Origin of the sequence: Nocardiopsis sp. JB363, from assembly GCF_900143625.1 — a bacterium.
GTDB lineage: Bacteria > Actinomycetota > Actinomycetes > Streptosporangiales > Streptosporangiaceae > Nocardiopsis.
In genome coordinates this window covers 17260-31191 of record NZ_FRFF01000019.1, presented here as the reverse complement: position 1 = coordinate 31191, position 13932 = coordinate 17260, and the positions used below count along the sequence as shown (strand labels likewise).

Sequence of the window (13932 nt, the reverse complement as noted above, 5' to 3'; positions counted from 1 at the left end):
TTCAGTCCACAGTGGCTCCTTTCGACCGGGGACAGAGGGAGATCGAGGGAGAGGGGCTCAGGTGGGCGGTTCGGGGGTCGTGATCGAACGGAGGAAGGCCAGACCGTCGACCGCGATCGCGTCCTGGGAGACGGCCAGGGGCCGCCACACGGACGCGGCCGTGGCGATGGACTCATTGTCGGCAGTGAACGACTCGATGACCAGGGGACCAAAGTAACCGGATTTGCCCAAGTTGTTCACGATGCGTGACCAGTCCAGGTGGTCGGCTCCGGGCGTCCCTCGGTCGTTCGCGCAGACCTGGACGTGATGGATCCTTCCGGCGGCGCGGGTGATCGCGTCCGCCACATCCCTCTCCTCGATGTTCATGTGGTAGACGTCCAGCGCCAGCCCGCAGTGCTCCGCGGGCAGATCGGCCAGGACTTCCAAGGCCTGGTCCATGGTGTTGAGCACACTGGTCTCGTACCGGTTCAGCGGCTCGACGGCGACCCGCACCCCCGCGGTCGACGCGTGGTCGACCACGGGGGCGAGCGCCTCGGTGAGTTCCGCGCGCAGCCCCGCCCGCTCAGACGGGGACAGCCGCCACGTACGCCCGACCGAGGCGTAGGCCGGGCCCGCGACGACGGTGGAACCGACCTCCGCCGCGGCGTCCACGACCCGTCTCAGGTAGTCCTGGGTCGCCTTCCGGGTACCCGGGTCGGTCGCCACCAGCTCCCGACCCGGGCCCATGACCAGCACCACACTCGCGTCCAACCCCAGGTCCTCCAGGAGGACGCGGGCACGCCGGGGGTCCCAGTCACCGATGTTCTCCACCGGCAGTTCCAGCAGGTCGAACCCCCACCCGGCGGCGCGGGGCGCGATCCGTTCCAGTGCGGTGTCGGTCAGCGGAGACGTCCATACCCAGGTGTTGACCCCCAGCGCGCGCATCTACCGGTCCACCCACGCCTCGGGGAAGCCCGGCAGGTCCTCGCCGCCGAACTTCGCGTAGTGCAGGGAGGGCATGTCGGAGTTGCGGTCCAGGTATTCGTCGAGGTCGTCCTCGCGGACCGGCTCCTGAGGCAGGATCCACTCGGCCGGGACCTCCTCGCCCGCGAGGATCATGCCGGCGGCGATCACCGGGGTGCGCCACTGGAAGTTGGAGTACACCGGCCCGATCGCGGTCAGCCCCTCCTCGTCCCACTTGCGCATGAAGCTCAGCTCGTCCTCACCGGCGATCACCGGGTAGGGCTGACCGGCGTCCTCGAAGGCCTCCAGACCCGCCACGGCGCCGTCACCGGCGTCCATCCAGATGCCGTTGACCTCACCACGTTGCAGGTGTTGGGAGACCAGGTCCTTGATCTGGGCGCCGTCGCCCTCGGTGAACTCGAAGCCGAGCACGTCCAACTCGCTGTCGCCGAAGATCTCCTGGGCGGCGGCCCACCGGTGCTCCAGCACGTCCACACCGGGCAGGATGCGCAGTGCCAGGACGGTCGAACCCGGGTCCAGGTTCTCCACCAGGAAGTCGGCCGCGTCCGCGCCGTAGGCGTAACCACCGATCGGGTGGATGAACGTGACCATGCAGTCGCTGTTCACGCCACGGTCGAAGACGACGACCGGCACGCCGCTCTCACAGGCGGTCTCCACCGCCGGGGTGAGGGTGGCGGTGGTGGACGGGGAGATGATGATCGCGTCGCAGTTCCCCGAATCCACGAAGGCCTGGATGTCGGAGATCTGCTGGTTGTCGTCGTCGGCCGCGTCGGAGCTGTCGAAGCTTCCGATCCGGCCCTCGTCGACCAACGCCTCGACCTGCTGCTCCATGGTGATGAAGCCGGTCACGCGCCAGGGGTTGGACACCGACGCGTTGGAGAAGCACACGTGCGCGTCCTCCGGGTCGTCGATGGCGAAGTCGGCGGTGTCGACCCACTCGGGTTCGATCGCCTGCATCCAGGGTTCGTCGGCCGGTCCCTCGGGCTCGATGTCGCGCTGGGCGAGCTGGGCGTCGAACTCGGCCTGGTCGAACCACTCGGCGTCCGGGGTCAGCTCACCGCCGTTCTCACCGTCGGCGGAGGCGCCGTCGGGGTCTTCGGGTGCGTCGGTCGTACAGGCGCTGAGTATCAGCGTCAGGCCGGCCGCGCCGGCGAGGAGTACGCGGGATGCGCGCATGGGGGTTACCTCCTGGAAGAGTCGAGCTGTCGCTCGTTCGGGTGGTCCGGCCGCCTTCGCAGACGCTCCGGTAGACGCAGGTCGCCGCGGCGGGAGGCGTAGGCCACCGCCGCGATGATGATGAGTCCCTGGGCCGTCGGCTGGATGGTCGACGGCAGGTACAGCTGGTTGAACAGTGTGAAGAGCGCCTCGACGGTGAGGGCGCCGAGCACGGCGGCCACGACGGTCCCGCGACCACCGCCCAACACCACGCCGCCGAGGACGACGGCGGTGATGGCGGTGAACTCCAGCCCCTCGCCGACCTGGGCGGTGACCCCGGCGAAACCACCGATGAGAATGGCGGCCACGGTGGCCATGAGGGAGGAACCGACGAAGGCCAGAGTGCGCACCCGCCACACCCGGACCCCGGAGAAGGCGGCGGCGGTGTCGTTGTCACCGGTCGCCATGAGGGAGCGTCCGTAGGGCGAACGCATCAGGAGGATCGCCCCGACCGTGAGCACCACGGCGATGACCAACGCCCAGGGGAGCTGGCCGATCACCGGGACACCGTCGGGACCGTGCCGGCCGAACACGCGGAAGTCCTCCGACAGGGCCCCGGTGGGGGCACCTCCCGTCCAGTAGCGCACGGCACCGAAGAGGATCAGCATCGTGCCGAGGGTGGTGATGATCGACGGGACCTTCAGCAGGGTGGTGACCAGGCCGTTGACCAGGCCGACCAACAGACCGAAGAGCAGCATCAGCCCGATCACCGGGTAGGTCATCGCCTGATCGCCGTCGATGAGGCGCGCGGCGATCACCACCTGGGCGCCCACCAGCGAACCGACCGACAGGTCGAACTCGCCGGAGACGATCACCAGGTACTGGCCGATCGCGAGGACGACCAAGGGGGCCGCCTTCTTCGCGAACGCCATGAGCGGCGGTCCCTCGAAGAACGACGGGTTCTGGGTGGCGATGACCACGAAGATCAGCACCAGCAGCACGGTCACGGTGCCCGTGCCACCGCGTAGTGCGCTCATCGGGTTCCTCCCTGGGCCGCGGTTTCCGGTTCCGGTGGCGGTGGTGTCGGCGGATCCGGGGGACCGGTCGCCGACGGTGGGGCGCCACCGGAGGGGAAGCGGAGCCGGACGGCCGCCCGGGTGTGCTGGCCGCGGGCGTAGATGGCCACGGTGGCGATGACGATGGCGCCGCGCAGCACGTCCTTGACGAACGGATCCACGGACAGGGTGTTGAAGACCGTGTCGAGGGTGGCGAGGATGAACACGCCCGCCACGGTCCCGGCGACGCCGCCGCGTCCGCCCAGCAGGTACGTTCCGCCGAGCACGACCGCGGCGATGGCCTCCAGCTCATAACCGTTGTTGTAGACCAACGAGTTGCCGGTGCCGAAGCGCGAGGCCAGCAGTAGACCGGCGGCGCCGGCCGTCATGGAGCACAGCACGTGCGCGGTGATCACCGGCAGCTCGGGCCGGATCCCGGACAGGCGTGCCACCTCCGCGTCACCGCCCACGGCGTACATGTGGAAACCCGTACGGGAGCGTCGCAGGAACAGGATCACCGCCACCGCCAGCGCCAGCATGACCAGCGTGGAGACCGGTAGGACACCGACTCGTGAGAGGCCGAACATCTGGAACTCGGCCGGGATCGACCCGGCCGGACCCTGGAAACGGGTGTCCAGGTAGCCCTTGATGATCAGCCCCATGCCCAGGGTGGTGATGAACGGGTTGACCCGCAGCTTCGTGATGACGAGACCGTTGACCAGCCCGATCAGCGCGGCCAGGCCCAAGGTGACGCCGACGCCGAGGACGATGCGGGAGGGGTCTCCGGCCATCGTGATCGCGGCGACCATGGTGGACAGCGCCGCCACGTACCCGACCGACAGGTCGAGGGAGCGACACAGGATCACCAACGTCTGCCCGATGGCGAGGAACCCCAGCAGACTGGAGCGGGTGAACAGGTCCACCGTGTTGGCGGCGGTGAACAGGCTGCCTCCCTGGAAGGCCACGAACAGCGCGCTGACCACCAGCACGATCACCAGGGCCACGTAGACCAGGCCGGTGGTGCCGGTACGGGCGCGCAGGTTCCTTGAGGCGGAGACGACTCGGGTCATGGGGCGGCCTCCTCACGGTGAGCGGAGGCGCCGGTGGCCAGGGCCATCACGGTCTCCTCGCCGGAACCGCCCGGGAGCTCGCCCGCCACCCGTCCATCGGAGAGGACGACGAGGCGGTCGGCCATCCCGATGAGTTCCGGCAGTTCGGAGGAGATGAGCACGATCGCCACCCCGGCGGCGGCGAGTTCGCGCATCAGGGCGTACACGGCCTGTTTGGCTCCCACGTCGATCCCACGTGTGGGTTCGTCCAGCACCATGACCCCGGGGTCGGTGGCCAGCCACTTGGCCAGCACCACCTTCTGCTGGTTGCCGCCGGACAGGTACCGGACCTCCTGCGCGTGGCCGCCGCGGGCGACCAGTTCCAAGGAGGAGAGGATGCCCGGGACGCGTCGGGCGCGCCGCCCCGAACCGAACGGCAGCACGGCGTCGAGCACCAGGCGGGCGTTGGCCAGGATGGACTGGTTGAGCATCAACCCCTGGGTCTTGCGGTCCTCGGTGACCAGCGCCAGCCCGGCGCGCACCGCCTGCCGGGGCGAACGCGGGTCGACCCGGCGTCCGTCCACGTGGACCTCGCCCCGGGTGAACCGATCGACGCCGAACAGGCCGTGCGCGATCTCGGTGCGTCCGCTGCCCTGGAGTCCGGCCAGCCCGACGATCTCGCCGCCGCGCACTTCCAGGTCGATCCCGTCCAATTGGGTGTTTCCGGCGCCGGACACCGACAGGCGCACCTCGCCCACGTGTTCGCCGTGGGGTTCGAGAGGGTCGGGGAAGACCGCGGAGACCGGCCGGCCCACCATCTTGCGGATCAGCTCGGCGGGTCGGGTGTCGGCGGCGGCCACCGTGTCCACCAGGTGCCCGTCCTTGAGCACGGTGATGGTGTCGGCCAGATCGAAGATCTCCCTCAACCGGTGTGAGACGTAGAGGATGCCCACGCCGCGTTCGCGCAGGCGGGCGATGATCCGGTAGAGGACCTCGACCTCGTGGTCGGCCAGTGCGGCGGTCGGTTCGTCCATCGAGATGACGCGCGCGTCGTGGGAGAGCGCCTTGACGATCTCCACCACCTGCTGCTCGGCCACCGACAGGTGCCGCACCTTCGACCAGGGGGCGATGCCCTCCAACCCGAGGTCGGCCAGGAGCGCGGCGGTGGCGTTCTCCATCGCCCGGTCGTCCACCATGCCCCGGGTGCGGGTCTCCCGACCGAGGAACACGTTCTGCGCGACCGTGCGCTCCGGGAGCAGGTTGAACTCCTGGAAGACGGTGGAGACCCCGGCGCGCTGGGCCTTGACCGGATGCTCGAAGGAGACCTCCGCGCCGTCGAGTTCGATCCGGCCGGTGTCCGCGCGGTGCACCCCCGCCAGCACCTTCATGAGGGTGGACTTGCCCGCGCCGTTCTCTCCGACCAGTGCGTGGAGTTCGCCGGCGCGCAGTTCCAGGTCGACCCCGTGCAGGACCCGCACGCCAAGGAAGGACTTGCCGATGCCGGTCATTCTGAGCAGGGGTTCGCCGGTCATACCGGTTCCACCTCGACCCAGCGACGTTCCGCGGACGAGACCAGCACGGCCTCGGCGATCTCGGCCGCCCGCAGGCCGTCGGCGAACACCGGAAGGCCGTCCGGCTCCTCCCCGGCGATCGCGGCACCGGTGTCGTGGACCAGCGCGTTGAAGCAGTCCTGGTAGCCCTGTGGGTGGCCGACGGGCAGGGCGACCAGGCGCGCGGCCTCCGGGCTGAGGTCGGGGTCGTCCCGGGAGATGATTCCGGTCCGGCCGCGCCCGCCCGCCCACAGGGTCTCGGGGTGTTCCTGATCGAAGCGCAGGGACCCTCGCGTCCCGGAGACCTCCAGCACCAGCTGGTTCTTCCGTCCGGGGGAGACCTGGCTGATCACGGCGTTGCCCACCGCGCCGCCCCGGGTGGAGAACTGGAAGGACACCAGGTCCTCCGTGGCGACGGGACTGCCGCCGTTCTCACCGCGGGTGTCGGTGATCCGGGAGGTCTGGGCGCTGACCTCGGTGATGCGGTCGCCGGTGACGAATTCGAGCATGTCGCACCAGTGCGAGCCGATGTCGCCGAAGGCCCGGGTGGGTCCGCCGACCTCGGGGTCGACCCGCCAGTTGCTCTCCTCGGGGTAGAGCAGCCAGTCCTGTAGGTAACCGCCGTGGGCCAGACCGACCCGGCCGATGGCGCCCGCGGCCACGCGCGCGCGGGCCTCACGGGCCATGGGGTGGAAGCGGTAGACGAAGGGCACCACGGCGACCCGGCCGGCCTCCGTCGCGGCGCGGGTGAGTTCGCGGGCGGTGCCGGCGTCGGTGGCCAGGGGCTTCTCGCACACCACGTGCTTGCCCGCGGCCAAGGCGGCCAGAGCGAGCGGAGCGTGCAGGTGGTTGGGGGTGCACACGTGCACCACGTCCACGTCGGGGCTGTGGATGAGGTCGAGGGCGTCGGCGTGGGCTCGGGCGATGCCGTGCGCGGCGCGGAACCGTTCCGCCTTGGCGTGGGAGGAACCGGCGACCCCGACGACCTCGCCGCCGTTGGCGCGGACGGCGTGGGAGTGGACCCGTCCCATGAAGCCGGTTCCGATGACCGCGGCTCGGTAGGCCTGGGGGATGGCCGGTCCGGGCGAGGGAGCGCCCGGACTTGTGACCTTCTTCACTGACATGACTGGGACGTTACGTCGGACTTATGTCGACGGTCAAGCATAAGTTGCCGGATCTGGACAAATTAGTTGACTGACAGGAAATCAATAGATCCTGTGATTCACTGTTTCCATGACGGAAGACGCGCTCACCGAAACGGGGCCGGGTCCGATCGATCCGCGTACCCCCACGGCCGCGCCCGGCGCCGGGACCCTGCTCCGGCTGCTGCGCGACGGCCGTCCCCGCACCCGCTCCGAACTGGCCTCCGTCACCGGACTGGCGCGCTCCACGGTCACCCAACGCGTCGACGCGCTCCTGGCCAGCGGACTCATCGGTCCCGCGGGCGAAGCGGTCTCCACCGGGGGTCGGCCCCCCACGACCTTCTCGTTCCGCCCCGAGGCACGGGTGGTCCTCGCCGCCGACCTCGGCGCCACCCACGCGCGTCTCGCCCTCACCGACATGTCCGGGACCGTCCTGGCCGAGGACCGCGCCGACCTCGACATCGCCTTGGGGCCCGTGCCCGTCCTCGACTGGGTCGTCGAACACGGCCTCGCCCTGTTGGCCACAGTGGGGCGCGACACCGACGAACTCCTCGGCGTGGGCATCGGCCTGCCGGGACCGGTCGAACACTCCACCGGGCGGGCCGTCAACCCGCCGATCATGCCCGGCTGGGACGACTTCGACGTCGCCGGACACGTCAACGCCTCGATCCGCCGACCCGTGCTGGTCGACAACGACGTCAACATCATGGCCCTCGGCGAACACCACGTCGCCTGGCCCACCGCCGGGCACCTGATGTTCGTCAAGGTCGCCACCGGTATCGGTTGCGGCATCATCAGCGAGGGCAGCGTCTACCGCGGCGCTCAAGGGGCCGCCGGCGACATGGGGCACATCCACGTCCCGAACGGCGGACGACAGCCCTGCCGTTGCGGCAACACCGGCTGCCTCGAAGCGGTCGCGAGCGGACACGCCCTCGCCGAGGCCCTCACCAACGCGGGGGTCCCCGCCACGGGCGCACGCGACGTGGTGGAACTGTCCCGAGGCGGATCCGTCCCCGCCCTGCGCGCCCTACGTCAGGCGGGCCGCGACATCGGTGAGGTCCTGGCCGCCGCGGTCAACATGTTCAACCCGTCCGTGATCGTCATCGGCGGCGCGCTGGCCCTGGCCGGCGACCACCTCCTCGCGGGCGCCCGCGAGATCATCTACCAGCGGTCACTGCCGCTGGCCACCGAGAACCTCAGCATCGTCTCCTCCAAGGCCGGGGAGAGCGCCGGCGTCATCGGCGCGGCCGTCATGGTCATCGACCACTGCCTCAGCGTCCGACACGCCCAGACCCTGGTCATGGGGGCATGAACCGCACGACAAGGGGGCGGGACCCGGTCACCAGGTCCCGCCCCCGTTCTCGGCTTCCTCTCGTCGCCGGGGTGTCCGGTCAGACATCACGGCGCGCACGCTCTTCCTCGGCCTTCTGGAGCTGGGCCCGGGCACGTGCCTCGTCGTACTCGGCGTCCTCCTCCATCGCGCGGTAGCGCGCGGGGTCGTACTCCTGCTGGTTCACATCGGGCAGGACGCCCTCGTGACGCAGGGCCCGACCGGGACGCTCGTCGGGGGTGGATGGAACTCGGCTGATGATGGCGCTGCGACCCACGCCGCGCAGGAGCGAGACGATGGCGATACCGCAGATCAGGTTGACCAGGCCCGTGAAGACCTGGCTGGAGAGTTCGGCCCCCTGGGTGAAGGGCGTGAAGGCCGCGATGGCCGTGGCCAGACCCATGATCCAGCCGAAGAACGAGAGCGCGCGTGGCGCCGACAGCAACAGCATGTACAGCAGGGCGGTCGCGATCAGTGCGACCAGTCCCGCCACCAGTGCGTAGCCCACCGTCCCCGCGTCACCCAGATAACCGGCGTCCTCCGGTGCCAGGACCGGGACGCCGAAGACTCCGCGGACGACCAGGGTCCCCGCGAAGATCACCAGTGCGGCGACCACCGCGGTGGCCAGGCCACCCGACCAGAGCCGGCTGACATTGACGGCTCGTTCACTTCCGTTTTCGTTCATACCGATATCCCTGGAATAGGGCCGTAAGTCGGTCGTAGCCCACATACCCGCAGCTCCCTGACCTAACCAGAGCGTGGAACACTGGGGGCATGGCTCCTTTCGCGCACGCCCGCGTCAACCTGGACGCGATCACCTCCAACGCCCGTCTGCTCCGTGAGCGGGCCGGCGGAACGCCGCTCATGGGTGTGGTCAAGGCCGACGGGTACGGGCACGGCATGGTGCCGGCCGCCCGCGCCCTCCTCGCGGGCGGCGCGTCCTGGCTGGGCACCGCGCTGATCAAGGAAGGCCTGGAACTGCGCCGGGCCGGGATCACCGTCCCCGTCATGTCCTGGATCATCCCGCCGGGGGAGCCCGTGGGCGAGGCCATCGAGGCCGACATCGACCTGGGCGTCAGCGACCTGGGCGTGCTGGACGAGGTGATCGCCGAGGCCCGACGCCTGGGCAGGACGGCCCGCGTCCAGCTCAAGGCCGACACCGGACTCCACCGCGGTGGCGTGTCCCCCGAGGACTGGGAGTCGGTGGTCGAAGCCGCCGCTCGCGCCGAGGACGAGGGATTCATCAAGGTCAGCGGGGTGTGGTCGCACTTCGCGTGCGCCGACGAGATCGGACACCCCTCGATCCGCGCACAGCTGGGCGTGTTCCACCAGGCCCTCGACATCGCCGAGAAGGCGGGGTTGAGCCCGGAGGTCCGACACATCGCCAACTCGGCCGCGCTGCTGACCCTGCCCGAGGCCCGATTCGATCTGGTACGCGGCGGAATCGCGAGTTATGGACTCTGCCCGATTCCCGGTTTCGACGTGCCCGGATTGCGGCCCGCGATGACCCTCGAATCCAAGGTCGCGCTCACCAAGCGGGTCCCCGCCGGCAGCGGTGTCTCCTACGGCCACCGTTACCTCACCGAACACGAGACGTCCCTGGCACTCGTGCCACTGGGCTACGCCGACGGCGTCCCCCGGGCCGCCACCAACAAGGGTCCCGTGCTCCTCGGTGGGCGCCGTCGCACCATCGCGGGAACAGTCTGCATGGACCAGTTCGTTGTCGATATCGAGAACGACCCCGTGGCCGCGGGTGAGTACGCGGTACTGTTCGGCGACCCGGACGAGCACCCGGACGTCCCCACCGCGGAGGAATGGGCCGAGGTCTTGGACACCATCCCGTACGAGATCGTCACACGGGTCGGTGTGCGTGTGCCCCGCGAGTACGTCGGCGGCTCGTGACCCACTCTTCGATATCGGTCACCAATACCTCCCATCCCGCCTAACCTGGGTGAAGAGGGAAACCGGCGTGCCCCCGAAGCCGCCCGAATCCACCACCGGAACCAGCTGCGAGCCCATGACCAACACCACAGCCACCACCAACGGCGTGCCCCACGTCCACGCGGTCACCGCCGCCACCGATGACGCCATGCGCACCCTCGGCCGTGACCTCGCCGCGCTCACCCGCCCCGGAGACCTGCTCATCCTCTCCGGGCCCTTGGGCGCGGGCAAGACCACCTTCACCCAGGGCATCGGACAAGGCCTGGACGCACGGGGATCGGTCACCTCGCCCACCTTCGTCATCTCCCGGATCCACCCCTCCCTGAGCGGCGGACCCGCCCTCGTGCACGTGGACGCCTACCGGCTCGGCAGCTCCGACGAGATCGACGACATCGACCTGGACATGACCCTCCCGGAGTCCGTCACCGTCGTGGAGTGGGGCGAGGGCGTGGCCGAAGGGCTGGCCGACGACCGGCTCGAAATCCGGATCGAACGCCACCCCGACGACACCCGCACCGTCCACCTGCGCCCGGTCGGCGCCCGGTGGACCGACATCGAACTGCCCGGCACCGCGACCGGGCGCGGATAGGCGGAACACCGTGCTGCTCCTGGCCTTCGACACCGCCACCCCGGCGGTCACCGCAGCCATCGGCGAGACCGACGCCGACGGCGCCTTCACCCTCCGCGCGAGCGCGAGCTCGGTGGACGCCCGACGCCACGGTGAACTCCTCGCCCCGACAGTGCAGGGGCTCCTCGCAGAGTCCGGGCTGGACCTCGCCGAACTCGACCACATCGCGGTGGGCATCGGTCCCGGTCCCTACACCGGCCTTCGGGTCGGTCTGGCCACCGGACACGCCTTCGCCGACGCGCTCGGGGTCCCCTGCCACGGGGTGACGACCCTGGACGCCCTGGCCTTCGCCACCCGGCGCACCGAACCCTTCCTCGCGTTGACCGACGCCCGCCGCAAGGAGGTGTTCTGGGCGCGCTACGACGACCACCTCACCCGCGTGGGCGAGGTCCGCGTCGACCGGCCCGCCGAGATCGACACCGAGGGGCTGCCCCTGATCGGTGACGGCGCCCGCATGTACACCGACGCCCTGGGCTCCCCGGCCGTGGAACCGTACCTGCCGGACGCCGCCGCCATGGCCGAACTCGCCCTGTTGCGCCTGCACCTCGGCGAAAAGTTCCCCGAACCCGTCCCCCTCTACCTGCGCCGGCCCGACGCCGTCGAACCGGGCGCGCCGAAGAAGGTCCGCCAGTGGGTGAAGTGACAGCCGGACCGACCCTGCGTCCCATGACCGCCGAGGACGTCCCCGCCGTCATGGACCTGGAACGACGCCTTTTCCCGCTCGACGCCTGGAGCGAGGGCATGCTCCGGGACGAACTCGCCGAGACCACCACCCGGCATTACGTCGTGGCCGAGGCCGACGACGGTCTCGTCGGCTACGCCGGGCTGCGCTTCGTCCCACCCGAGGGCGACGTGCAGACCATGGCCGTGGCCGAGGAGGCCTGGGGCCGGGGTATCGGACGGGCACTGCTCACCGAACTCCTCGACCATGCGGCGGCGCGCGGCGTCGCCCACACGTTCCTGGAGGTGCGTTCGGACAACCCGCGCGCCCAGGACCTGTACCGGCGTTTCGGTTTCGTCGAACTCGGTGTTCGACGCGGCTACTACAAGGGAGCGGACGCCATCGTCATGCGTCGCGTCGCTCAGGAGGGAACCCATGAGTGAGCCGTTGATCCTGGGGATCGAGACGTCCTGTGACGAGACCGGTGTGGCGCTCGTGCGCGGCTGCGAGCTGCTCGGCGACTCGGTGGCCTCCAGCGTCGACCAGCACGTGCGCTTCGGCGGGGTGGTGCCCGAGGTGGCCAGCCGCGCCCACCTGGAGGCCATGACCCCCACGGTGCGCCGCGCCCTGGACAACGCCGGGGTCGCCCTCTCCGACGTCGACGCGATCGCGGTCACCGCCGGCCCCGGCCTGGCCGGTGCCCTGTTGGTGGGGGTGTCCGCCGCAAAGGCCTACGCCATGGCGCTCGGCAAGCCGCTGTACGGCGTCAACCACCTGGTCGGCCACGTCGCCGTGGACCAGTTGGAGCACGGGCCGCTGCCCAAACCCACCATCGCCCTGCTGGTCTCGGGCGGACACACCTCACTGCTGCTGGTCGACGACCTGGCCACCAGTGTGATCTCGCTCGGAGACACCGTCGACGACGCCGCCGGTGAGGCCTACGACAAGGTCGCGCGGCTGTTGGAACTGCCCTATCCGGGAGGGCCGCCCATCGACCAGGCCGCCCAGCGCGGCAACCCCAAGGCGATCCGGTTCCCTCGTGGCAAGTGGGGCGACGGCACCTACGACTTCTCCTTCTCCGGGCTGAAGACCGCCGTGGCCCGCCATGTCGAGGACGCCGATCGCAAGGGCCGACCCCTCGTGGTCGCCGACATCGCCGCCGCCTTCCAAGAGTCGGTCGTGGACGTGCTCACCCGCAAGGCCGTCGACGCCTGCGTGGAGCACGGGGTGCGCACCCTGGTCATCAGCGGTGGCGTGGCGGCCAACTCGGCGCTGCGTGCCCTCGCCGGACAGCGCTGCGCCGAGGCCGGGATCGAACTGCGGGTGCCGCCGCCCCGACTGTGCACCGACAACGGGGCGATGATCGCCGCGTTGGGCGCCGAGGTGGTGAAGGCGGGCCTGCCGCCGTCGCCCCTGGGACTGGCCACGGACACCTCACTGCCGGTGGGGTCTCCGCTGGCGGTGTGAGTCGCCGGAGAGGGTGTGGTTGGGTGCGGGTATGTTCGCCATCACCGCAGCACGCATCTCGTTCGACGATCCCGTCTCCGGTCTGGACATCGGTGAGCGTCCCGACCCCGAACCCCGCGAGGGATGGACGACCGTCCGAGTCAAGGCCGCGTCGCTCAACCACCACGACGTCTGGAGTCTGCGCGGGGTCGCCCTCAAGGAGGAACGGCTCCCGATGATCCTGGGCGGGGACGCCGCCGGGATCGACGAGGACGGCAACGAGGTCATCGTGCACAGCGTGCTGTCCGAACCCCCGGTCCCCGGCAGGTCGCCGCGGTTCTCCCTGCTGTCCGAGGTCCACGACGGCACCCTCGCCGAGAAGGTCCTCGTGCCGAAGGAGAACCTCCTTCCCAAGCCCCCGGAGCTGTCCTTCGAGGAGGCCGCCTGCCTGCCCACGGCCTGGCTGACCGCCTACAGCATGCTCTTCGGCAAGGCCGATCTGCGGCCCGGGTCGACCGTGCTGGTGCAGGGTGCCGGCGGCGGGGTGTCCGGCGCCCTCATCACCCTGGCCGCGCGGGTGGGCCACCGGGTGTACGTGGCCGGCCGGGACGAGGCCAAGCGCGCCAAGGCCATGGAACTGGGCGCCTACGCGACCGTGCCTTCGGGGGAGCGTCTGCCGGAGAAGGTGGACGTGGTGTTCGACTCGGTGGGTCAGGCCACCTGGAAGCATTCCATCCTGTCGCTCAAACCCGGTGGCGCCATCGTCACCTGTGGTGCCACCAGCGGTGACGCCCCGTCCGCAGAGCTGACCCGAGTGTTCTTCCTCCAGTTGCGCGTGCTGGGTTCGACGATGGGCACCAAGGAGGAACTCCGGGCACTGACCGAGATGTGCGTGCGCACCGGCATCCGGCCCCGGATCGACCGGGTGCTGGCGCTCAAGGACGCCCGGGAGGGTTTCCGGGCGATGGCCGAGGGCGACCTCTTCGGCAAGATCGTTCTGACCCCCTGACCG

The 13932-nt window shown here is 70.2% G+C and carries 14 protein-coding genes; 7 read left to right on the top strand and 7 right to left on the bottom strand.

The features are described 5' to 3' along the window. Nucleotides 1-57 precede the first annotated feature (57 nt). The 6 genes from BQ8420_RS03710 to BQ8420_RS03685 are packed head-to-tail and all read right to left on the bottom strand — an operon-like array spanning nucleotide 58 to nucleotide 6890. Nucleotides 58-924, bottom strand: coding sequence for a sugar phosphate isomerase/epimerase (locus BQ8420_RS03710; protein WP_087096389.1), 867 nt, complete (start codon nucleotides 922-924; stop codon nucleotides 58-60). Further along, nucleotides 925-2139, bottom strand: a complete 1215-nt coding sequence (locus BQ8420_RS03705; protein ID WP_087096388.1) for a substrate-binding domain-containing protein — start codon at nucleotides 2137-2139, stop codon at nucleotides 925-927. A gap of 5 nt (nucleotides 2140-2144) precedes the next feature. Beyond that, nucleotides 2145-3155 carry an ABC transporter permease gene (locus tag BQ8420_RS03700; protein WP_087096387.1) on the bottom strand — a complete coding sequence of 337 codons (1011 nt, stop codon included), beginning with the start codon at nucleotides 3153-3155 and terminating at the stop codon, nucleotides 2145-2147. Beyond that, entirely contained in the window at nucleotides 3152-4243 is a 1092-nt protein-coding gene (locus BQ8420_RS03695; protein ID WP_087096386.1) for an ABC transporter permease, read from the bottom strand. The genes BQ8420_RS03700 and BQ8420_RS03695 overlap by 4 nt, the downstream gene beginning before the upstream one ends. Further along, the gene (locus BQ8420_RS03690) at nucleotides 4240-5754 is read right to left on the bottom strand and encodes a sugar ABC transporter ATP-binding protein (protein WP_087096385.1); all 1515 of its coding nucleotides are present in this window, start codon (nucleotides 5752-5754) and stop codon (nucleotides 4240-4242) included. Before BQ8420_RS03690 ends, BQ8420_RS03695 begins: the two co-directional genes overlap by 4 nt. Beyond that, nucleotides 5751-6890, bottom strand: a complete 1140-nt coding sequence (locus tag BQ8420_RS03685; protein ID WP_087096467.1) for a Gfo/Idh/MocA family protein — start codon at nucleotides 6888-6890, stop codon at nucleotides 5751-5753. The genes BQ8420_RS03690 and BQ8420_RS03685 overlap by 4 nt, the downstream gene beginning before the upstream one ends. Nucleotides 6891-7005: 115 nt before the next feature. On the opposite strand from BQ8420_RS03685, the gene BQ8420_RS03680 reads away from it, so the two are divergent. Further along, nucleotides 7006-8226 (top strand): ROK family transcriptional regulator, encoded by a 1221-nt coding sequence (locus BQ8420_RS03680; RefSeq protein WP_087096384.1) that lies wholly within the window; start codon nucleotides 7006-7008, stop codon nucleotides 8224-8226. A 79-nt stretch (nucleotides 8227-8305) separates the two neighbouring features. Here BQ8420_RS03680 and BQ8420_RS03675 read toward each other — a convergent pair whose 3' ends face one another. Further along, nucleotides 8306-8929, bottom strand: coding sequence for a DUF6069 family protein (locus tag BQ8420_RS03675; protein ID WP_087096383.1), 624 nt, complete (start codon nucleotides 8927-8929; stop codon nucleotides 8306-8308). Nucleotides 8930-9018: 89 nt separating this feature from the next. Between BQ8420_RS03675 and alr the strand changes: the two genes are divergently transcribed. The 6 genes from alr to BQ8420_RS03645 all read left to right on the top strand — a co-directional run bounded on the left by alr (nucleotide 9019) and on the right by BQ8420_RS03645 (nucleotide 13929). After that, nucleotides 9019-10146, top strand: coding sequence for an alanine racemase (alr, locus tag BQ8420_RS03670; protein ID WP_087096382.1), 1128 nt, complete (start codon nucleotides 9019-9021; stop codon nucleotides 10144-10146). Between the two features lie 115 nt (nucleotides 10147-10261). After that, nucleotides 10262-10774 (top strand): tRNA (adenosine(37)-N6)-threonylcarbamoyltransferase complex ATPase subunit type 1 TsaE, encoded by a 513-nt coding sequence (gene tsaE / locus BQ8420_RS03665; RefSeq protein ID WP_087096466.1) that lies wholly within the window; start codon nucleotides 10262-10264, stop codon nucleotides 10772-10774. A gap of 10 nt (nucleotides 10775-10784) precedes the next feature. Then, nucleotides 10785-11456 carry a tRNA (adenosine(37)-N6)-threonylcarbamoyltransferase complex dimerization subunit type 1 TsaB gene (gene tsaB / locus BQ8420_RS03660; protein ID WP_087096381.1) on the top strand — a complete coding sequence of 224 codons (672 nt, stop codon included), beginning with the start codon at nucleotides 10785-10787 and terminating at the stop codon, nucleotides 11454-11456. 23 nt (nucleotides 11457-11479) lie between these two features. Next, nucleotides 11480-11917 (top strand): ribosomal protein S18-alanine N-acetyltransferase, encoded by a 438-nt coding sequence (rimI, locus tag BQ8420_RS03655; protein ID WP_087096380.1) that lies wholly within the window; start codon nucleotides 11480-11482, stop codon nucleotides 11915-11917. After that, nucleotides 11910-12941: a tRNA (adenosine(37)-N6)-threonylcarbamoyltransferase complex transferase subunit TsaD gene (gene tsaD / locus BQ8420_RS03650; protein ID WP_087096379.1), complete on the top strand. Its 1032-nt coding sequence runs from the start codon at nucleotides 11910-11912 to the stop codon at nucleotides 12939-12941. Before rimI ends, tsaD begins: the two co-directional genes overlap by 8 nt. Nucleotides 12942-12972: 31 nt before the next feature. After that, entirely contained in the window at nucleotides 12973-13929 is a 957-nt protein-coding gene (locus BQ8420_RS03645) for a zinc-binding dehydrogenase (protein ID WP_087096378.1), read from the top strand. Nucleotides 13930-13932 lie beyond the last annotated feature (3 nt).

What these genes read in the sequence shown, in the direction of transcription:
- BQ8420_RS03710 (WP_087096389.1), bottom strand. Translation starts at nt 924, where the DNA reads ATGCGCGCGCTGGGGGTCAACACCTGGGTATGGACGTCTCCGCTGACC.
- BQ8420_RS03705 (WP_087096388.1), bottom strand. Translation starts at nt 2,139, where the DNA reads ATGCGCGCATCCCGCGTACTCCTCGCCGGCGCGGCCGGCCTGACGCTG.
- BQ8420_RS03700 (WP_087096387.1), bottom strand. Translation starts at nt 3,155, where the DNA reads ATGAGCGCACTACGCGGTGGCACGGGCACCGTGACCGTGCTGCTGGTG.
- BQ8420_RS03695 (WP_087096386.1), bottom strand. Translation starts at nt 4,243, where the DNA reads ATGACCCGAGTCGTCTCCGCCTCAAGGAACCTGCGCGCCCGTACCGGC.
- BQ8420_RS03690 (WP_087096385.1), bottom strand. Translation starts at nt 5,754, where the DNA reads ATGACCGGCGAACCCCTGCTCAGAATGACCGGCATCGGCAAGTCCTTC.
- BQ8420_RS03680 (WP_087096384.1), top strand. Translation starts at nt 7,006, where the DNA reads ATGACGGAAGACGCGCTCACCGAAACGGGGCCGGGTCCGATCGATCCG.
- BQ8420_RS03675 (WP_087096383.1), bottom strand. Translation starts at nt 8,929, where the DNA reads ATGAACGAAAACGGAAGTGAACGAGCCGTCAATGTCAGCCGGCTCTGG.
- alr (WP_087096382.1), top strand. Translation starts at nt 9,019, where the DNA reads ATGGCTCCTTTCGCGCACGCCCGCGTCAACCTGGACGCGATCACCTCC.
- tsaE (WP_087096466.1), top strand. Translation starts at nt 10,262, where the DNA reads ATGACCAACACCACAGCCACCACCAACGGCGTGCCCCACGTCCACGCG.
- rimI (WP_087096380.1), top strand. Translation starts at nt 11,480, where the DNA reads ATGACCGCCGAGGACGTCCCCGCCGTCATGGACCTGGAACGACGCCTT.
- tsaD (WP_087096379.1), top strand. Translation starts at nt 11,910, where the DNA reads ATGAGTGAGCCGTTGATCCTGGGGATCGAGACGTCCTGTGACGAGACC.
- BQ8420_RS03645 (WP_087096378.1), top strand. Translation starts at nt 12,973, where the DNA reads ATGTTCGCCATCACCGCAGCACGCATCTCGTTCGACGATCCCGTCTCC.